The organism is Pseudomonas sp. Ost2, from assembly GCF_018326065.1.
Taxonomy (GTDB): domain Bacteria; phylum Pseudomonadota; class Gammaproteobacteria; order Pseudomonadales; family Pseudomonadaceae; genus Aquipseudomonas; species Aquipseudomonas gingeri.
Map to the genome: position 1 here is coordinate 1,575,079 of NZ_AP021904.1, position 17,619 is coordinate 1,592,697.

Consider the following 17,619-nt stretch of genomic DNA (forward strand, 5'->3'; position numbering starts at 1 on the left):
GTCTGGCCCGCTGCTTTACGATGGGCGCAAGGTTAACACGGGCGGTCCGGCGTCCGCAGGCATGGCCTTTTGACGTCGGTGCAAATTTTCATGCATGAAATATGCAAATCAGCATTTGCCATTCGCGAAAAGCCCAAGCAATATGCGCGTTATGCAAATACGCAACGTTTCTACCGTCCTCCGAGCATTGCTCGACCGTCACGGGATCTCCCCCACGGAGCTTCACCGTCGTACCGGCGTGCCCCAATCCACCCTGTCGCGCATCCTCAGCGGGAAGATCGTCGATCCTTCGGACAAGCACATCTCGAAGATCGCCGAGTATTTCCGTGTCAGCACCGACCAGTTGCGCGGACGTGCCGACATTGCCGGCACCAGGGATCAGGAGCCGGTCACGCTGCATTCGGAACTCAAGGATATAAGCCTGTGGGACGACGATACCCCCGTCGATGAAGACGAGGTTTCCGTTCCCTTTCTTCGCGAGGTTGAATTGGCTGCTGGATCAGGAAGATTCGTCATCGAGGAAAGCGAGAAGGCCAGCCTGCGCTTCGGCAAACGCAGCCTTCGCCATAACGGCGTGCAGTTCGACCAGGCCAAGTGCGTGACCGTGCGTGGCAACAGTATGTTGCCGGTGCTGCGCGACGGCGCCACGGTCGGGGTCAACGCCGGCAAGAGCGCCATCGGCGACATCGTCGACGGCGACCTCTATGCCATCAACCACAACGGTCAACTGCGGGTGAAACAACTCTATCGCCTGCCCAGCGGGATCCGCCTGCGCAGCTTCAATCGTGACGAGCATCCGGATGAGGACTACAGCTTCCAGGAAATCCAGGAAGAGCAGATCACCATCCTCGGTCATGTCTTCTGGTGGGGCATGTACGCCCGCTAATCCGTCCTGACTCGGAAAAAACCCACAGCGATGTGGGTTTTTTTTCGCCCCAAAAAAACCCGTAGCCCCTGACCGACATGGGTTTCATGCATGGGTGCAAATCTCGATGCATAAATAAATGCATTTGTGCATTGACTGTATATGCATACATGCATATTCTTTGTCTCAAGCCGGCCGGAAAGGTCGGCCACAGGCAGAAATGCCAGGGGCAACCCGAAGCTCTTTAGTGACACCGCTTCAAAGAACAGGCAGCGATGAACCGGCCTCAACGGTTCAGAGGGTTGGCAACTGACCCGGGTGTGCAGCGTAAAGCACCGTAAGCAGTTATCCGGCGGACAGGGTCGCGGTCGGAGGAACAATTCGAATCGATCCGTACCGCGCCAGTAGCGCCGAAGGATCAAGTGCCTTGCCGGAAATCCGCCTCGCCGAAAACGCGGGTCGGTTCAGGCCGGGGCATCAGGACCGCATTACTGAAAAGCCTGGGCGACCGGGCTTTTTGGAATGCCCACCGAACCTGGGCTTCCACGAGAATCCTTCATCTTGAAATCCAAGCGAAACCCCCACCGGCCAATGAATGGCCCCTTTTTATTGCAGGAGGCGTGACATGACGAACGAGCAACAAGCGTTGGCGGACATGCCTGTCTGGCTGGTCATCGTGCTGGCCGTGATCGGCGGCGTTTCCGGTGAAATGTGGCGTGCCGACAAGGAGGGCGCCCGTGGCTGGTCGCTGCTGCGCCGGCTGGCGCTGCGCTCCGGGGCCTGCATGGTCTGCGGGGTGTCGACCATCATGCTGCTGTACGCCGCCGGCGTGTCGATCTGGACCGCCGGCGCCTTTGGATGCCTGACCGCCATGGCCGGTGCGGATGTCGCCATCGGCCTTTACGAGCGCTGGGCGGCCAGGCGGCTGGGGGTGGGCGAGGTGCCTCCCCCGGAAACCAGGTCTGGACAGTAGTCCGGCAAATCCTTGAACAAGGAGGTCATCAACATCACCAACGGACTGGAGCCGTCGGGCCCGAGAGCAGGGCCCAGCCCGCATGGACGCGGGCTTTCTGGAGGCGAGTGATCGCCTGTCGAACCCGTCAATCGACGGGTTTTTTATTACCCGGTGCACCCCATGAAAATCACCCCGATCCTCAAGCAATTGCGCGATCAATGCCCCAGTCTTGCCTCATCTATCTCGACTGGCCTTGATCTCGATCTGTTGCAAGGCAACACCACGCTGCAAACCCCGGCGGCATTTGTCGCCGTGATCGCCGACCTGGCGAGCAAGGACGCCTCGCAGAACGTCACCCGCCAGGGCATCCGCGATCGCCTGGAACTGACCCTGGTGCTCGACGGCAGCAACGGCCAGGCCGCGTTCGACCAACTGCATACCTTGCGTGCCGAACTCTGGCGCGCGCTGGTGGGCTTCAAGCCCGACACCTTCTACACCCCTCTCGAATACGACGGCGGCGAACTGATTTCGATCAACGCCAGCCGCCTGCTCTATCGCCTGCATTTCTTCGCCGAGTTCCAGCTGGGGCGCAATCGCTCCAGCGACCCGGCGGAAACCTGGCACGAGCGTGAATTGGACGGCTTGCCGTCTTTTACCGGGGTGACGGTGCGGGTCGATGCCATCGACCCGGCCGACCCCAATCTGCACCGCCCAGGCCCCGACGGGCGTCTGGAGCTGACTTTTTCAGGAGACGTAAAGCAATGACCCAACGCATCACCGTAGTGCCGGCCGAAGGCCGCGCCGTGCCGGATCCGGAAGCCGGCGATCTGCTGCCGGCCGCCGGTCGCGAAGTGGCTGACAGCGCCTGGTGGCGCCGTCGTCAGGCCGATGGCGATATCACCCTCACCGCCGTGCAAGCGGCACAACCACAGGATGCCCAATAATGGCTATCGGATTCAGCAACATCCCCGCGGACCTGCGTGTTCCGCTGTTCTATGCCGAGATGGACAACTCGGCGGCCAATAGCGCGTCGTCGACCCTGCGTCGACTGATCGTCGCCCAGGTCAATGACAACGCCACCAGCGCGGAAATCGGCAGCCTGGTACTGGTCTCCAGCGTCGCCCTGGCGAAGAGCATCGGTGGCCAGGGCTCGATGCTCGCCGCGATGTACGACACCTGGCGCAAGACCGATCCGGTCGGCGAGATCTGGTGCCTGCCGCTGCGCAATAGCACCGGCGCGATTGCCAAGGCCGATCTGAAACTGACCGGCGCCGCCACCGAAAGCGGCGTGCTCAACCTGTATGTCGGTGGTGTACGGGTCCAGGCCGCCGTGGTCAACGGCGCGACCGCCGCCCAGGTGGCAACCACCCTGGCACTGCAAATCAACGCCGCCGCCGACCTACCAGTCAGTGCCGTGGCCACCGATGGCACCGTTACCCTGAGCTGCAAATGGACCGGTGACAGCGGCAACGACATCAGCCTGCAGTTCAACCGCCTGGGCAAGAGCAACGGCGAAGAAACCCCGGCCGGCCTGACCATCGTCACTGCCAGGATGGCGGGTGGCGCCGGTGTGCCGGATCAGGTCGCGGCGCTGGCGGCTCTGGGCGACGAACCGTTCGAGTTCATCTGCCAGCCATGGTCCGATGCGGCCAGCCTGAGTACCTGGCAAGCGGCGATGGACGACAATGTCGGTCGCTGGTCCTGGTCCAAGCAGCTGTTCGGCCACGTCTACACCGCCAAGCGCGGCACCATCGGCACCCTGGTGGCGGCCGGCCAGACCCGCAACGACCAGCACATGACCATCCAGGCCCTGGAGCCCGGCGTTCCGCAACCGTACTGGATCCAGGCCGCGGCCCTGGCCGCGCGCACCGCGGTGTTCATCTCCGCCGACGCCAGCCGTCCGACCCAGAGCGGCAGCCTGCCGGGTATCGATCCGGCTCCGGCCAGCGAGCGTTTCACCCTGACCGAGCGCCAGTCGCTGCTCAGCTACGGCATCGCCACCGCGTACTACGAAGGCGGCTACGTGCGCATCCAGCGTGCGATCACCACCTACCAGAAAAACGCGTACGGCCAGGCGGACAACTCCTACCTGGACAGCGAAACCATGCATCAGTCGGCCTTTATCGTCCGTCGTCTGCAAAGCGTGATCACCAGCAAGTACGGTCGCCACAAGCTCGCCAGCGATGGCACCCGCTTCGGCGCCGGGCAGCCGATCGTCACCCCGAGCACCATTCGCGGCGAGCTGATTGCCCAGTACGCCAAGCTCGAACTGGAAGGTCATGTGGAAAACGCCGAGCTGTTCGCCGAGCACCTGATCGTCGAGCGCGACAGCCAGGACCCGAGCCGGGTCAACGTGTTGTTCCCGCCTGACTACATCAACGGCCTGCGCGTGTTCGCGCTGCTCAACCAGTTCCGTCTGCAGTACGACGCGGTGGCTTGATTGCCACCCGATCATTCAGTGCAAAGGTGAAAACATGAAAGCGATTAAACAGTATCTCGGTGCCGGTCTCGTGTCGGCTGCGCTGCTGGCGACCGCTACCCCGGCGTTCGCCGCCAATCTGTTGGTCAATGGCAGCTTCGAGTCTCCAGGTTGCAGTTTCAACTGCATTCTGGATACCCCTGCCCAGGCCGACTTCATTTCGGGCTGGACGACTTTTCTCTCCGGCGTCGAATACTTCAGCGTACCGGCGACGGTCCCCGGCTCGGCTGCTGCCGACGGGGTGAACGCCGTGGACCTGGCGAACTACGTCTACACGAATGGCGGCGGCATCCAGCAGAATTTCAAGACTGCTGTCGGTCAACGTTATCGGCTGACCTTCAGCGCGGGCAATAGCGCCGCGAGCGGTCGTACCGGTACCGGCGTGATTCAGGTCAAGGTAGCGGGGCAGACGGTGAGTTTCGACACTCCCGTCGTAGCCACCCAGGCCGTGGCCTGGAAAACCATCACCTATGACTTCACCGCAACCACTCCCCAAACGACGTTGAGCTTTTTCAACGAAGAGAACCCTTACACGCACTACGCGCTCATCGACAACGTCATCGTCGAGGCCCTGTAAGTCGCGCTCACCGCTCTGATCCCCCCCTTGTCGATTTGCACGGCGAAGACAAGGGGCATCACTTTTTATTGCAAGGAGATACACCATGGGTCAACTGATTGCGGGCACCTGCTACGTCAAAGTGGACGGCGCTCAACTGACCATCAACGGCGGCTGCGAAGCGCCCCTGATGGCCGTCAAACGGGAAACGGTCGTGCCGGGTTTCTACAAGGAAACCGATATCACCCCGTCCTTCAAGGTCACTGCGCTGCATACCCCGGACTTCCCCCTCAAACAACTGATCGCCGGTTCCGACATGACCGTCACCTGCGAATTCAGCAACGGCAAGGTCTATGTGCTGGCCGGTGCCTACCTGGTCGAAGAGCCAGTCGCCAAGGGCGATGACGCGGCCATCGAACTGAAATTCGAAGGCATCAAGGGGACCTGGCAATGACCGATCCGGTGAAGTTGCAGGTGCCCATCGAGGCCCACGGCGAACCGCTGCTCGAACTCACCCTGCGCCGTCCGACGGTGCAGGAGGTGCGGGCGATCAAGGCGCTGCCGTACAAGATCGACAAGAGCGAAGAAGTCAGCCTCGACATGGATGTCGCGGCCAAGTACATCGCGGTCTGCGCCGGCATCCCGCCGTCGTCGGTCAACCAGCTGGACCTGTCCGACCTCAACACCCTGAGCTGGGCGGTGGCGGGTTTTTTCATGAGTGCGGCATCGCAGCCATCGGTGAGCTGATTGCGATTGCCTATGACTTGGCCTGGTTCTGGAAGGTTGACCCCGAACAGATGATGGCCAGGCCACTGGATGTGCTCCGGGAGTCCCTGGAGCACGCGCAACGGATCAATGCGATGCAGCAGGTGCAGTGATGGCCAAGAAAAAAGTAAGTGTCAGTGCCGAGGATCTGCAGTCCCTCGTGGTGGCTGCGAAGGCGGCTCTGGCCGCCCCCAAGGCCAGTGACGGGACCGCAAAGGTCGCCAATCTCAAGAAGAGCCTGGAAGACAGCGGCCTCGACAAGTTGAACCTGAAGGGTGGTGGCTTGCTGGCACCCTTTACCAACGGCCTCAAGGCCGCCATCAAGGAGCAGGACCGGCTGGCCAGGACGGCCAACGTTCGCAAGGCTCCGACACTCCCCAGGGCGGCGACGCTACCCAAGGCGCCGATAGCACCGAAGTTGCCTGCCGCTCCGAAGGCTCCCGCGGTCCCGAAAGCACCCGCGGTACCCAAAGTACCTCAGGTGGCGAATAAAGGACTGGGCGAAACCGCGCAGCATCTGGAGGCGCTCGGCAAGGCGCTGGACAAGATTTCACTGAAGATCGGGCAGGCGCTGTTGCCGGCCTTCGACAGTATCGTCACCGCGCTGATCCCCCTGGCGACGGCGTTCGGGCAATTCGTGGCGGACAATCCGGCGCTGGTGCAGGCACTGGCTGTCGGGGCCCTGGCGTTTACGGTGATGACCGGGGCGGCGATCGGCCTGGCGACGGTGATGGGGGTATTGACGTCGCCCATCGGCTTGGTCGCCGCGGCTGTCGCGTTGGCGGCGGCGGTTATCGTGCTGGCATGGAAGCCGCTCACCCGCTTTTTCAGTGGGGCCACGAGACAGATCACCCTCGCGGCGATCGCGACGGTGGACGCTTTCAAGGCGCTGCCGACGGCCATTGCGGCAGTCTGGGGCAAAGTGACCTCGACCTGGGACCAGGCCGTTTCCGCGGCCGGCAAGTTCCTGGGAGAGCTCAAGAGCGGGTTCATCGACGGCTGGAGTGAGCTCAGGAACACGCTTGCCAGCTGGTCGCCGATGGATGATCTGAAAAAGCTCTGGGGCGGGACTAAGGGGTTTTTCCAGGAGATCGGCAACGGTATCAGCGAGAGTCTCGGACAGTCCTGGAACAGCCTCAAGGAGACGTTCAGCTGGTCACCCCTGGAAACCCTCCAGACGCTCTGGACCGGTGTCATTACCTTCCTGGGCGGCCTGGGGAGTCAGCTGGTCGAGTTCGCGGCGCCTTTCGGCAACTTCATGAAGACGCTGTTCGACGTCGATCCCCTGGAGGCGTTGAGGACCAGGCTGGGGGCTATTCCCGAGTTCTTTTCCTCATTGCTGGAAAAACTGAAGCCGCTTATCCAGCCGATCAGGGAACTGATCAGCAGTGTCGTGGACAGCGTCAGCGGTTTTTTTGGCGGCAGCGACACGCCTGTGGTCAAGCCTGCGCTGGCGGGTGTCGGCGACGCGCAAGACAGCGCGCTGCTGGCCGGTGGGCTGGCTCGCAACTCGAACCTGCTCATCCAGCAGACCGCCGCCAACAACCGCACGCAGCTCGAAGGCGGCCTGACCGTCAGCTTCACCAATGCTCCAGCAGGCCTGCGGGTCGATCAACCGCAGACCAATCAACCGGGCCTGAGCCTGACGCCTCGCGTCGGCTATCGCTCACTTTCCTTCGGAGGTGCCTATGGCGAGCAACTGGCGTGATCGTTTGTTGCCGGCGTCGTTTCGCGGCGTACCTTTCTGGGTCGACCAGGCGAAAACCCCGGTCGGCCAGAAAGGCCAGTTGCATGAATACCCCCAGCGCGACCAGCCGTTCTTCGAGCGGCTCGGCCAGCAGGCGAAGATCCATGACCTGACGGCGTTTATCGTCGGTGCCGATTGCCTGGAGCAGCGTGACAACCTGCTCAAGGCGCTGGAGCAGGGCAGTGGCGAACTGGTCCACCCCTGGCTGGGGCGGATGCAGGTCAAGGTCGGCGAATGCGACATGACCCAGACCCGCCAGGATGGCGGGCTGGTGACCTTCAATCTGAAGTTCTACCCGGACGAGTTGCTGCAGTTCCCCAAGGCCGTCGTCGACACCAGGGAGCAACTGCAGGTGGCGTCGAGCAAGTTGCTCGACGCTTCGGTGGGGCGCTTCGATGAAGCGATGGCGCTGGTCAATCAGGCGCGGGTCAGCGTGGAGAATCTGCGCAAGGGAATCACCCTCGCGTATCACGTGATCGAGCAGGAGTTGCAGCCGCTGATCGAGACGTACGCGACGGTCTACGCCCTGGTCCGCACGGTCAAGGAATTCCCCCGGCAACTGAGTGCTGCGGTCAAGGGTGTGCTGGGCGAGTTCAAGGGCGTGGTGGGTGAAGTCCGCGGCCTGGTGGGCGACGTGCGGGGATTGAAGGACTTTGCCGTGCAGGGCTATCGCGGGATGCTGGCCGACCTTTCGAAACAGGTGGAAGAAGCCAAGTCCCTCGACACGTCGCAGCTGACCATCGGCAAGGACTCCGCTGCTGCCTCGCAGGCCACGGTGAACCTGATCCAGGATGCCATGCTGGTGCAGATCTCCCAACTGGTGTCGATGATCCCGGTGGCGACGCCGCCGGTGAAACTGGCGACGACCCCTTCGCTGGCCCAACAGGCCCAGCAGCCGGTGCAACGCGCCGATGTACCGGTGGTCGACGACGTACTGGCACTGCGCGACAGCCTCAATGAGGTGATCTGGCAGGCGGCGCTCAAGGCTGACTCGGTGCATTACCAGGCACTCAATAGCGTACGCCAGACACTGGTGCAGCATCTCAACGCGGTGGCGTCCACCGGGGTGCGGCTGATCGACCTGACACCCAAGAGCAACCTGCCGGCGCTGGTCGTGGCTTACCAGAACTTCGGTGATGCCACGCGGGTGGGGGAAGTAGTGCAACGCAACCGCATTTCGCATCCCGGGTTCATACCGCCAGTGCCGCTGCAGATATCCCGGGAGTAGGTCATGAACGACATCGACAATGCCGTCGTCCTGCTGGTCGACGGCCTGAGCTACGAGGGCTGGAAAGCCATCGAAATCAGCGCCGACCTGGAGCGTCAGTTCCGCACGTTCAAGCTGGGGATCACCTGGCAATGGCCGGGGCAGACCCTGGCCGTGCCGATCAAGGCCGGGGCCCGTTGTTCGGTGCTGATCGGCTGTGACCTGGTGCTCACCGGACATGTCTACCAGGCACCCATCAGCTATGACGGCCATCAGATCAGCCTGACCATCGAGGGCAGCTCGCTGACCCGCGACCTGGTGGACTGCGCGGCCATCAACCAGCCGAGCCAGTGGCGCCAGCAGGGCATGCTGAAGATCGTCGAGGCGCTCGCCAGACCCTACAAGGTCAACGTGCGCAGCGAGATCCCGGAGACCACCAAGTTGCAGACCCACAGCATCGTGCCGGGGGAAACGGTGTTCAAGTCCATCGACCGCCTGCTGACCTTGTACCGGGTGTTTTCCACCGATGATGCCGATGGCAACCTGGTGCTCGCCAAGCCGGGAAGTGGCGGCCGCGCCAGCGATGTGCTGGAGCTGGGCAAGAACATCCTCTCGGCCAATACCGCGCGGGATTACAGCGCGGTGTTTTCCGAGTACCGGGTGATCGGCCAGCACAAGGGCAGTGACCAGAAAAGCGGCAGCGCGGTCAGCGAGGTGTCCGGTGTGTCCAGCGAAGCCAATCCGCAGCGCAGGCGGGTCACGGTGATCAGCGAAAGCGTGCAGCTCACCCCGGAACTGGCCCAGCAAAGGGCCGACTGGGAGCGTGCGACCCGCACCGGCAAAGCCCTGGCCACCACTTACACCGTGCAGGGCTGGCGACAGTCCAACGGCGATCTGTGGCGACACAATCTGCTGGTGCGGGTGAAGGACCCGGTACTGGGCCTGGACCAGGACATGCTGATTTCCAAGGTCACCTATTCGTTGTCCGCGCAGGGCTCGATCACCACCCTGGATGTGGCGCCGCCGCAGGTCTTCGATGCCACGCCGGCCAAGGCCAAGTAAGCCTCTTTATTTCGAGGGGGCTGTTCCATCGTCTTCGCGGGCAAGCCCGCTCCCACAACCGTGGCGTCGCGCCGAGAGTTTGCGGCGAGGCACGGACTCCGTGGGAACCGGCTTGCCGGTGAAAGCGTCCTCCCTGACCTACCGCTCGCCCAAGGAACCCACCATGAGCCTACTGACACGCCTGCTGGCGCGCGGCACCGTCGTGCTCGCCAGCTCGGCCAATAAACTGCAATCGCTGCAAATGCGCCTGACCGCCGGCGAAGTGAACGACGACATGGAGCACTTCGAACCCTACGGTTTCACCAGCAATCCGCTGGCCGGCGCCGAAGGCATCGCGACCTTTCTTGGCGGCGATCGCTCCCATGGCATCGTGCTGGTGGTCGCCGACCGCCGCTACCGCCTGCAGAACCTCGCCCCCGGCGAAATCGCCCTGTACACCGACGAAGGCGACCGGATCCATTTCAGGCGCGGCCGGATCATCGATATCGATACCGGCACCCTGAACATCCGCGCCAGCACCGCCATCAACCTCGACAGCCCGACCCTGACCCAGACCGGCAAGATCGTCTCCCAGGGCGACCAGGTCGCCGGCGGTATCAGCCAGATGCAGCATGTGCACGGCGGCATCCAGCCGGGCAACGGCCAGACCGGCGTACCGGCGGGAGGTGCCTGATGTTTGTCTCCGGCACTCTCAAGGCGGCGCTGACCCGCTCGGTGTTGATCAGCCTCTTCACCTGGCGTCGCGCCAACTCCGACGACCCCCTCGACGACGATGAGCGTTTCGGCTGGTGGGGCGACAGTTTTCCCGCGGTGACCGACGACCGCATCGGCTCGCGGCTGTGGCTGTTGCGGCGGGTCAAGCTGACCGCGCAGACCCAGCTCGACGCCGAATTCTATGCCCGTGAAGCCCTGCAATGGCTGATCGACGACGGTCATTGCAGCGCCATCGAAATTCAAACCGAACGGCTCGACGCCCAGCGACTGAACCTGCGAACGGTTCTGACCCTGGCCGGCGGCGAGCGCCTGGATATCAACCCGAACAACAGTTGGCAGGTGACTTATGCCGTTTGAAACCCCTTCGCTGCCGGTGCTGATCAACCGCACCCAAAGCGACCTGGCCAGCGATTCGCTGCGCCAGTCCGATGCCCAGGTCCTGGCCCGCACCCTCAGCGGCGCGGCCTTTGGCCTGTACGGTTACCTCGACTGGATCGCCGAGCAGATCCTGCCCGACACCGCCGATGAAACCACCCTGGAACGCATCGCCGCCCTGCGCCTGCATCAACCGCGCAAGGCCGCCCAGGCTGCCAGCGGCAGTGTCAGCTTCACCGCTGCCGCCGGCGCCGTGCTGGATGCCGACACCCTGCTGCAGACCAGCGATGGCCGCAGCTACAAGGTGACCCTCGGCGGTACCACCAGCAGCGGCACCAACACCACGCAGATCCAGGCGCTGGATGCCGGCAGCCTGGGCAATGCCGACGCCGGCCTGACCCTGTTCCCGGTGCAGCCGGTGCAAGGTGTCGGCAACACCTTCACGGTACTGGCTCCGGGCCTGACCGGCGGGGTCGCGCAGGAAAGCCTCGAGTCCCTGCGGGCGCGGGTCATTCGCTCGTACCGCGTCACGCCCCATGGTGGTTCGGCGGCCGACTACGAGACCTGGGCCCTGGAGTGCCAGGGCATTACCCGGGCCTGGTGCCGTGGCAACTACCTCGGACCGGGGACCGTCGGCTTGTTTGTCATGCGTGACGACGACCCCGTGCCGCTGCCGGATGCCGGGCAACTGGCGCTGGTCCAGGCCTATATCGAGCCGTTGCGGCCGGTGACGGCGGAGCTGCATGTGCTGGCGCCGGTGCTGGTGCCGGTCACCTACACCCTGCGCCTGGTGCCGGATACCAGCGCCACCCGCGCCGCGGTCGAAGCGCAACTGCGCGACCTGCATGACCGTGAAGGCGGCCTCGGGGAAACCCTGTTGCTGACCCATATCGCCGAATCCATCAGCAGCGCCAGTGGCGAGAACGATCACCTGCTGGTCACGCCGTCCGCCGATGTGCCAGCAGCCACCAACCAGTTGCTGACCTTCGGAGGCTGCGTATGGCTGGAGTAAGAACCGCCGCGCAATACCAGGAGCAACTGCGCAGCCTGCTGCCGGCCGGTCCCGCCTGGGACCCGGAACAGGTGCCGGAGATCCAGCAGGTACTGCTGGGCATTGCCCAGGAACTGGCCCGGGTCGATGCCCGGGCGGTCGACCTGATCAACGAAGTGGACCCGGTGACCGTCAGCGAACTGGTGCCGGACTGGGAGCGGGTGATGAACCTGCCCGACCCGTGCCTGGGCCCCAAGCCGCTGTTCGACGACCGCCGCCTGGCGGTGCGTCGGCGGCTGCTGGCGGTGGGTGACCAGAGCATCGGCTACTTCATCGACATCGCCCGCAGCCAGGGCTACCCGAATGCCAGCGTCACCGAACTGCAGACCCCGCGCATGGGCCGGGCACGGTTCGGCAAGGCGCGCTTCGGCACCTGGAGGGCGCAGTTCATGTGGACGCTCAACACCGGCGGCCGCTTGCTCATGGGCCGTCGTTTCGGCGCCAGCTACTGGGGCGAGCGCTTCGGCGCCAACCCCGGCAGCGCCCTGGAATGCCTGATACATCGCACTGCTCCGGCGCACACGCTGGTGCACATAAATTACGACTAGAGGATAGACGCGTGGATTACCCAAAAAGCGTACCCAGCGTTGGGCTGGTAAATGGCAAGTTCGTCGACGAGAACCCGGTGAACGGTTCGCCGGGATCGTTGATTCCGGCGGTATGGGGCAACGCGGTCACCGAGGAACTGCTCAATGTGGTCCAGGCCGGTGGCCTGCAGCCTTCGGAAACGGCCCGCGATCAGTTGCTGACGGCGATCCGCACGATCATCCAGAGTTCATTGCCGGTGGAGCAGGTGCGTACGACGCTGGCGGCATACGGGATTACCGATGCCTACACCAAGGCCGAGATCGAGGAAAAGCTGAAAAACACTTCTGCCTTGCCGGTGGGGGTGATGGTGCCGTTTCCGAAAGGGACCGTGCCGCCAGGGTATCTGGAGGTGGACGGCAGTGTGCAGAGCGCCGCTACTTATCCTGATCTGTATGCGTACCTGGGGACGACCTTCAACACGGGGAGCGAGCCCGCGGGCTTCTTCCGGTTGCCGGAGTCGCGGGGGGAGTTTCTGCGTGGGTGGGATCATGGGCGGGGGGTGGATGTCGGTAGGGTAATTGGTAGCTATCAAGCAGACGACTTCAAGTCTCATAACCACAAGCTGACTTTTGGGGCGAACGTAGGGGGCGGCGGCAACATTTCGGGTGGTACAGGGTTTGGTAGCTTCAGCACTGCCGCTATAGAGGCTAGCGGCGGTAGTGAAACACGACCACGCAACTGGTCCGTGATGTGGTGCATCAAGGCCTGGAATGCGCCGACCAATCAGGGAAATATTGATGTCGCTGCATTGGCAGCCCAAGTTCAGAGCGTGCAGAAAGTCGCTGTCGTTGGTTCACATAGGGGGCTCACTGTATCCGCCTCCGGGTTGAACTCGCTGGTAACGGTTACTGCGGACCAGTTGGTCGTAGGTAATGAGGTTTCTTTCAAGAACCTGTCGGGCTTGAGCCTGAGTATCAACTCATCTACTGTCGGTGCTAATGGCTTGGACTCTGGTGTTTTGGGGGCCTCGACCTGGTATAGCGTTTGGGTTATCTGGAATGGTGTGACACCTTCAGGGCTTCTTTCATTAAGTTCTGTAACACCCACACTACCTGCTGGGTACACACACAAGGCATTGGTAGGTTGGATATTTACTGACGCAACTGCCAATAAATATCCATTGGGCTTCATTCAGAAAGGCCGAAAAGCCAAATGGGTTATTACAGCGGGTTCTAATCTTTCTACGTTACGAATCCCCGTGTCTGGTGTCGCAGGTACCTGGAATGCGACGGCTCCCACTTGGGCGGCCGTATCACTCGCTAACCATGTCCCTCCCACAGCGGTGTCCGTATCATTGTCGGCTATTGCCAGCTACAACGGTGGCGCGCAGTCGAATGTTTATGTGGCGCCAAGTTCAAGCTACCTGGGCTCACGAACTAACTCAGTACCGCCTTTGTCCACGACGTTAGCTGGGGGGACAGGTTCTGCCCTGGATGTTGTTTCAGGTGATTTCATACTTGAAAGTATGAGTATTTATGTCGTTTCGCAAACTGCTGCCGGTGCGGTGGCGGTGCTGGGTTGGGAGAATAATCTATGACTGGTTACGCTGTAAGAAATGATGGGCAAGGGTGGAGGGAGGTTGACAGCCTGAATGATGTGGAGCCAGATGAACGATTCACAACCGATACTCCTCCTGAGCCAATTGCATTGCCACCCGTTCTGACTGATCTTGTTAAACTGGCTAAGGGGAAACGGGAGCAACTACTTTTTGCTGCTGGCAATTCTATGGGGCCGTTGCAGGATGCAGTGGATTTGAATGAGGCGACTGTAGATGAGGTCGATAGGTTAAGGGGGTGGAAGCAGTATCGAATTGCCCTGAATCGCATCGAGCAACAGCCCGATTTTCCAACCGGTATTGTTTGGCCAGTATCGCCAGAGTAAATCGTTTGGAATGACCATGCCCGCCATGTGCGGGTATTCTTTTCCCCGGAGAAAAGTATGTCCATTGTCTTTCCGAAGAGAACTTTGACACTTGCGAGCGTTGAGCAGGCTCGGCGCGGTTTTACCTTTTCTTCATTCGCGGCAAACGATGCACACGCAGGCGACACTTCGATGGTGTTGCCTTTTCTGTGTCCTGATGCTCGGGAGAGAAAATACACCTTGGGTCTTGGGGCATTCAAGTCAGGAATTTCAGGGCAGAGATGCCCGAAACAACGCACTTTATCTTTTAAATGGAGGGTGCATATCAATGATGGTTAAAGGATGTATGAATGGATTATCCAAAAAGTGTGCCCGGTGTCGGGCTGTCGAATGGCAAGTTTGTCGACGATAACCCGATTACCGGTGCTCCAGGATCGCTGATTCCGGCGAGCTGGGGCAATCTAGTCACGGACGAGTTGTTGAATATTGTCCAGGCCGGTGGGCTTGAGCCATCCGAAGTGGCCCATGATCAGTTGCTGATCGCCATCCGGACGATTATTCAAACTTCGCTGCCGCCAGAGAAAGTCCGGACTACGCTGGCCGAGTATGGAATTACCAACGCCTACACGAAGGATGAGGTCGAGGCGCTGCTGAAAAAGGCCTCGTCGCTGCCGGTCGGTTCAATGGTGCCGTTTCCAAAGGGGACTGTACCGCCGGGGTTTCTCGAGGCCGATCACAGCGTTCAAAGCATTGCGGCTTACCCCGATCTTTATGCTTATCTGGGGACCACATTCAACGATGGGACGGAAGCTGCTGGGTTTTTCCGGTTGCCGGAGTCGCGTGGTGAGTTTCTGCGTGGCTGGGATCATGGACGGGGGGCAGATGTTGGACGGACAGTTGGTAGCTACCAAGCCGATGAACTGAAAAGTCACACACATACAATCAAGACAAAAGCACAGCTTATGCCTCAGTCGGGCTCAGCTAATAACTGCTGGACTTATGAAGTCGACGGTCTGACAGGTGCAACGGGAGGCAACGAAACGCGTCCTCGAAATCTAGCAGTGATGTGGTGCATCAAAGCCTGGAGCGCGCCGATCAATCAGGGGAATATCGACATTTCGGCACTAGCACAACTAGTGGCTCCTGCCACCGAAGCTCGTCCAGGAACAGCGAAGATTGCAACTCAGGAGCAGGTTGTCGCCGGCGTGGATAACGAGTCGTTTGTTACCTCAAAAAAACTCCGATTTGGTTTCGCGATGAGCCTTGCCCCGAGTGGTTTTGTGGCTTTTCCATCCTGGTTGGGTGGCTTGGTTATTCAATGGGGTACAACCAACTCCACTAGCGTGACGTTCCCCTTGCAGTTTCCGACGAACCTTCACTACCTGTCGCTGGTCGCTTCCAACTTCGACAGTACCTCGGCATTTGCGGGCCAATATCAATCATATCGATCCTCTTCGACGACCGGGTTTACCGCAGCGGCTGTGTTGGCTGCTCCTGGCTCGATGAAATGGCTCGCTATCGGAAACTGAACCAAGGAGTAATCATGATCTACGCAAAATGGATTGAGGCTGACGCTCGATTTGCTTTCTCGCTCGTTGACAATGGTGGACAGCAGATCACGGAGGGCATGCGCGATACCCTGCTTTCCGATGAGTCTGCCGGCAAGGTAATTGTGCCAGATGCAAACGGACTGCCTATTGCCACGATCCCAAGCCTGACGGCAGAGCAATCTGCTGCCCTGGAACGGGCATGGCGGGATGGTGCTCTGTCGGGAGTTATGGGGATTCGCGATCGGCACCGTGATCAAAAGGAAATCAACGTGCCTACCACGCTTTCAGATGAGCAATTCAAGGAACTGCTGGTTTACATGCAAGCGCTGCGCGATTGGCCTCAGTCAGCCGATTTTCCGGTATCCGGTGACCGTCCTGCTGCGCCTGTATGGCTTGCCTCATTGAGCTGGCAGGCCTAGTTGCAGGCAGCGACTGCGCTTACTGTTTGGGCAAAACCCAGACCTCACCCGCCTCCATAGAGCGGTTTTTTGGGCCCGGAGAAAGCCATGCCTGTTACTGAGCAGCAATTGCTGCAAATCATGCCCAACGCCGGCCCCAAAGCCGGCGTTTTTGTACCTGCTCTCAACACCGCCATGTCCCGCCACAGTATCAACACCCCCAAGCGCATTGCCGCCTTCCTGGCCCAGATCGGCCATGAGTCCGCGCAACTGCGCTATGTGCGGGAACTGGGCAGTGACCGGTACCTGAGCAAGTACGATACGGGTGCCCTGGCGATCCGCCTGGGCAATACCCCGGACGCCGACGGCGATGGCCAGCGCTATCGCGGTCGGGGGCTGATCCAGATCACCGGGCGCAGCAACTACCGTCAATGCAGCCTCGCGCTGTTCGGCGACGAGCGTCTGCTGCAACAGCCGGAACTGCTGGAACAGCCACAATGGGCCGCCGAGTCGGCGGCCTGGTTCTGGGAGCAGCAAGGGTTGAACGCGTTGGCCGATGCCGACCAGTTCAACAGCATCACCCGCAAGATCAACGGCGGCCTCAACGGCCTCGAGGATCGATTGCAACTCTGGGCACGGGCGAGGGCGGTGCTATGCGCCTCCTCGACCTGACCCCGGCGCCTTACCGCCTGTTCGCTGTCGTCGTGCTGCTGGCCATTCTGGCCGGTGGTTCGGCGGCACTGGCCTGGCGGGTTCAGGACTGGCGTTATGGCCTGCAACTGGAGCATCAAGCCAGGCTGCAGGCCGATACGCTCAAGCAGATTTCCCTGGCCGCGGCGACGCAACAGCGTGCCGAGCAGGACAAGCGCCTGGCCCTGGAGCAACGACTCCAGGCCAGCGACCAGACTCATTCGAAGGAACTGAGCGATGTACAACAGGATCAGGCTCGCCTGCGTGATCGGATTGCCACTGCTGATCTGCGGCTGTCAGTCCTCCTCGACAGCGGCGATCCCGCCAGTGGCCGTGCAGTGCCAGCCACCACCGCCACCGGCGGCGTGGTTCATGCAGCCCCACGCGCCCGACTTGACCCGGCGCATGCTCAACGAATTATCGCCATCACCGACGACGGCGACCGCGCCATGATTGCCTTGCAGGCCTGTCAGGCGTATGCCGGAGCGGTGTCGCGCTGACATCCGGACGCAAGTCGCGGCTTGAAAGTCCGATGCGCTCCTGTAGGGTATTCACTTTGCCCAGGCGGCCCAGGTGTTCGAAACCTGCGGGAGCCGGCTGACTGGCGATGACGGCGGTGAATTCACCCTCGCTATCGCTGGCAAGCCAGCTCCCACAATGACCCGGTCGAATCTGTGGGAGTGGGCTTGCCCACGAAAGGGGCCTCAAGGTCGCCTGAAGCTTCGCTGGCAAGCCGGCTCCCACAATGACCCGGTCG

The 17,619-nt window shown here is 61.5% G+C and carries 21 protein-coding genes; all 21 read left to right on the forward strand.

Going from position 1 to position 17,619, the window contains the following annotated elements:
* Positions 1-142 precede the first annotated feature (142 nt).
* The 21 genes from KI243_RS06825 to KI243_RS06925 all read left to right on the forward strand — a co-directional run bounded on the left by KI243_RS06825 (position 143) and on the right by KI243_RS06925 (position 17,362).
* Positions 143-886, forward strand: coding sequence for an XRE family transcriptional regulator (locus KI243_RS06825; protein WP_083875407.1), 744 nt, complete (start codon positions 143-145; stop codon positions 884-886).
* Between the two features lie 604 nt (positions 887-1,490).
* A complete protein-coding gene (locus tag KI243_RS06830) occupies positions 1,491-1,838 on the forward strand; it encodes a phage holin family protein (RefSeq protein ID WP_177109005.1) in 348 nt (115 codons plus the stop codon).
* A gap of 162 nt (positions 1,839-2,000) precedes the next feature.
* A complete protein-coding gene (locus KI243_RS06835) occupies positions 2,001-2,585 on the forward strand; it encodes a hypothetical protein (protein ID WP_017127626.1) in 585 nt (194 codons plus the stop codon).
* Positions 2,582-2,764, forward strand: coding sequence for a DUF2635 domain-containing protein (locus tag KI243_RS06840; RefSeq protein ID WP_017127627.1), 183 nt, complete (start codon positions 2,582-2,584; stop codon positions 2,762-2,764). The genes KI243_RS06835 and KI243_RS06840 overlap by 4 nt, the downstream gene beginning before the upstream one ends.
* Complete coding sequence (locus KI243_RS06845) at positions 2,764-4,260, forward strand: phage tail sheath subtilisin-like domain-containing protein (RefSeq protein ID WP_212810640.1); 1,497 nt, start codon at positions 2,764-2,766, stop codon at positions 4,258-4,260. The genes KI243_RS06840 and KI243_RS06845 overlap by 1 nt, the downstream gene beginning before the upstream one ends.
* A 34-nt stretch (positions 4,261-4,294) precedes the next feature.
* A complete protein-coding gene (locus KI243_RS06850; RefSeq protein WP_017127629.1) occupies positions 4,295-4,876 on the forward strand; it encodes a DUF642 domain-containing protein in 582 nt (193 codons plus the stop codon).
* Between the two features lie 85 nt (positions 4,877-4,961).
* Complete coding sequence (locus tag KI243_RS06855) at positions 4,962-5,309, forward strand: phage tail tube protein (protein ID WP_017127630.1); 348 nt, start codon at positions 4,962-4,964, stop codon at positions 5,307-5,309.
* Positions 5,306-5,602 (forward strand): phage tail assembly protein, encoded by a 297-nt coding sequence (locus KI243_RS06860; RefSeq protein WP_017127631.1) that lies wholly within the window; start codon positions 5,306-5,308, stop codon positions 5,600-5,602. Before KI243_RS06855 ends, KI243_RS06860 begins: the two co-directional genes overlap by 4 nt.
* Positions 5,603-5,732: 130 nt before the next feature.
* A complete protein-coding gene (locus tag KI243_RS06865) occupies positions 5,733-7,328 on the forward strand; it encodes a hypothetical protein (RefSeq protein WP_244861820.1) in 1,596 nt (531 codons plus the stop codon).
* A complete protein-coding gene (locus KI243_RS06870) occupies positions 7,309-8,595 on the forward strand; it encodes a DNA circularization N-terminal domain-containing protein (protein ID WP_103032827.1) in 1,287 nt (428 codons plus the stop codon). Before KI243_RS06865 ends, KI243_RS06870 begins: the two co-directional genes overlap by 20 nt.
* 3 nt (positions 8,596-8,598) lie before the next feature.
* A complete protein-coding gene (locus KI243_RS06875; protein ID WP_017127633.1) occupies positions 8,599-9,636 on the forward strand; it encodes a phage baseplate assembly protein in 1,038 nt (345 codons plus the stop codon).
* Positions 9,637-9,799: 163 nt separating this feature from the next.
* Complete coding sequence (locus tag KI243_RS06880) at positions 9,800-10,309, forward strand: phage baseplate assembly protein (protein WP_017127634.1); 510 nt, start codon at positions 9,800-9,802, stop codon at positions 10,307-10,309.
* On the forward strand, positions 10,309-10,707 hold the full coding sequence (locus tag KI243_RS06885; protein ID WP_177085813.1) for a phage GP46 family protein: 399 nt from the start codon (positions 10,309-10,311) through the stop codon (positions 10,705-10,707). Before KI243_RS06880 ends, KI243_RS06885 begins: the two co-directional genes overlap by 1 nt.
* Positions 10,697-11,737 carry a baseplate J/gp47 family protein gene (locus KI243_RS06890; RefSeq protein ID WP_017127636.1) on the forward strand — a complete coding sequence of 347 codons (1,041 nt, stop codon included), beginning with the start codon at positions 10,697-10,699 and terminating at the stop codon, positions 11,735-11,737. The genes KI243_RS06885 and KI243_RS06890 overlap by 11 nt, the downstream gene beginning before the upstream one ends.
* Entirely contained in the window at positions 11,725-12,324 is a 600-nt protein-coding gene (locus tag KI243_RS06895) for a putative phage tail protein (RefSeq protein ID WP_177066480.1), read from the forward strand. Before KI243_RS06890 ends, KI243_RS06895 begins: the two co-directional genes overlap by 13 nt.
* 11 nt (positions 12,325-12,335) lie before the next feature.
* Positions 12,336-13,901, forward strand: coding sequence for a phage tail protein (locus KI243_RS06900; protein WP_178990875.1), 1,566 nt, complete (start codon positions 12,336-12,338; stop codon positions 13,899-13,901).
* Complete coding sequence (locus KI243_RS06905) at positions 13,898-14,245, forward strand: tail fiber assembly protein (RefSeq protein ID WP_178990877.1); 348 nt, start codon at positions 13,898-13,900, stop codon at positions 14,243-14,245. Before KI243_RS06900 ends, KI243_RS06905 begins: the two co-directional genes overlap by 4 nt.
* Before the next feature lie 329 nt (positions 14,246-14,574).
* Positions 14,575-15,753, forward strand: a complete 1,179-nt coding sequence (locus KI243_RS06910) for a phage tail protein (protein WP_244861821.1) — start codon at positions 14,575-14,577, stop codon at positions 15,751-15,753.
* A gap of 14 nt (positions 15,754-15,767) precedes the next feature.
* Positions 15,768-16,193, forward strand: coding sequence for a phage tail assembly chaperone (locus KI243_RS06915; protein ID WP_244861822.1), 426 nt, complete (start codon positions 15,768-15,770; stop codon positions 16,191-16,193).
* Between the two features lie 87 nt (positions 16,194-16,280).
* Positions 16,281-16,844, forward strand: a complete 564-nt coding sequence (locus KI243_RS06920) for a glycoside hydrolase family 19 protein (protein ID WP_212810641.1) — start codon at positions 16,281-16,283, stop codon at positions 16,842-16,844.
* Complete coding sequence (locus KI243_RS06925) at positions 16,826-17,362, forward strand: lysis system i-spanin subunit Rz (RefSeq protein ID WP_017127644.1); 537 nt, start codon at positions 16,826-16,828, stop codon at positions 17,360-17,362. The genes KI243_RS06920 and KI243_RS06925 overlap by 19 nt, the downstream gene beginning before the upstream one ends.
* Positions 17,363-17,619 lie beyond the last annotated feature (257 nt).

What these genes read in the sequence shown, in the direction of transcription:
- KI243_RS06825 (WP_083875407.1), top strand. Translation starts at nt 143, where the DNA reads ATGCGCGTTATGCAAATACGCAACGTTTCTACCGTCCTCCGAGCATTG.
- KI243_RS06850 (WP_017127629.1), top strand. Translation starts at nt 4,295, where the DNA reads ATGAAAGCGATTAAACAGTATCTCGGTGCCGGTCTCGTGTCGGCTGCG.
- KI243_RS06830 (WP_177109005.1), top strand. Translation starts at nt 1,491, where the DNA reads ATGACGAACGAGCAACAAGCGTTGGCGGACATGCCTGTCTGGCTGGTC.
- KI243_RS06845 (WP_212810640.1), top strand. Translation starts at nt 2,764, where the DNA reads ATGGCTATCGGATTCAGCAACATCCCCGCGGACCTGCGTGTTCCGCTG.
- KI243_RS06875 (WP_017127633.1), top strand. Translation starts at nt 8,599, where the DNA reads ATGAACGACATCGACAATGCCGTCGTCCTGCTGGTCGACGGCCTGAGC.
- KI243_RS06925 (WP_017127644.1), top strand. Translation starts at nt 16,826, where the DNA reads ATGCGCCTCCTCGACCTGACCCCGGCGCCTTACCGCCTGTTCGCTGTC.
- KI243_RS06915 (WP_244861822.1), top strand. Translation starts at nt 15,768, where the DNA reads ATGATCTACGCAAAATGGATTGAGGCTGACGCTCGATTTGCTTTCTCG.
- KI243_RS06920 (WP_212810641.1), top strand. Translation starts at nt 16,281, where the DNA reads ATGCCTGTTACTGAGCAGCAATTGCTGCAAATCATGCCCAACGCCGGC.
- KI243_RS06890 (WP_017127636.1), top strand. Translation starts at nt 10,697, where the DNA reads ATGCCGTTTGAAACCCCTTCGCTGCCGGTGCTGATCAACCGCACCCAA.
- KI243_RS06910 (WP_244861821.1), top strand. Translation starts at nt 14,575, where the DNA reads ATGGATTATCCAAAAAGTGTGCCCGGTGTCGGGCTGTCGAATGGCAAG.
- KI243_RS06835 (WP_017127626.1), top strand. Translation starts at nt 2,001, where the DNA reads ATGAAAATCACCCCGATCCTCAAGCAATTGCGCGATCAATGCCCCAGT.
- KI243_RS06905 (WP_178990877.1), top strand. Translation starts at nt 13,898, where the DNA reads ATGACTGGTTACGCTGTAAGAAATGATGGGCAAGGGTGGAGGGAGGTT.
- KI243_RS06880 (WP_017127634.1), top strand. Translation starts at nt 9,800, where the DNA reads ATGAGCCTACTGACACGCCTGCTGGCGCGCGGCACCGTCGTGCTCGCC.
- KI243_RS06870 (WP_103032827.1), top strand. Translation starts at nt 7,309, where the DNA reads ATGGCGAGCAACTGGCGTGATCGTTTGTTGCCGGCGTCGTTTCGCGGC.
- KI243_RS06860 (WP_017127631.1), top strand. Translation starts at nt 5,306, where the DNA reads ATGACCGATCCGGTGAAGTTGCAGGTGCCCATCGAGGCCCACGGCGAA.
- KI243_RS06865 (WP_244861820.1), top strand. Translation starts at nt 5,733, where the DNA reads ATGGCCAAGAAAAAAGTAAGTGTCAGTGCCGAGGATCTGCAGTCCCTC.
- KI243_RS06840 (WP_017127627.1), top strand. Translation starts at nt 2,582, where the DNA reads ATGACCCAACGCATCACCGTAGTGCCGGCCGAAGGCCGCGCCGTGCCG.
- KI243_RS06895 (WP_177066480.1), top strand. Translation starts at nt 11,725, where the DNA reads ATGGCTGGAGTAAGAACCGCCGCGCAATACCAGGAGCAACTGCGCAGC.
- KI243_RS06885 (WP_177085813.1), top strand. Translation starts at nt 10,309, where the DNA reads ATGTTTGTCTCCGGCACTCTCAAGGCGGCGCTGACCCGCTCGGTGTTG.
- KI243_RS06855 (WP_017127630.1), top strand. Translation starts at nt 4,962, where the DNA reads ATGGGTCAACTGATTGCGGGCACCTGCTACGTCAAAGTGGACGGCGCT.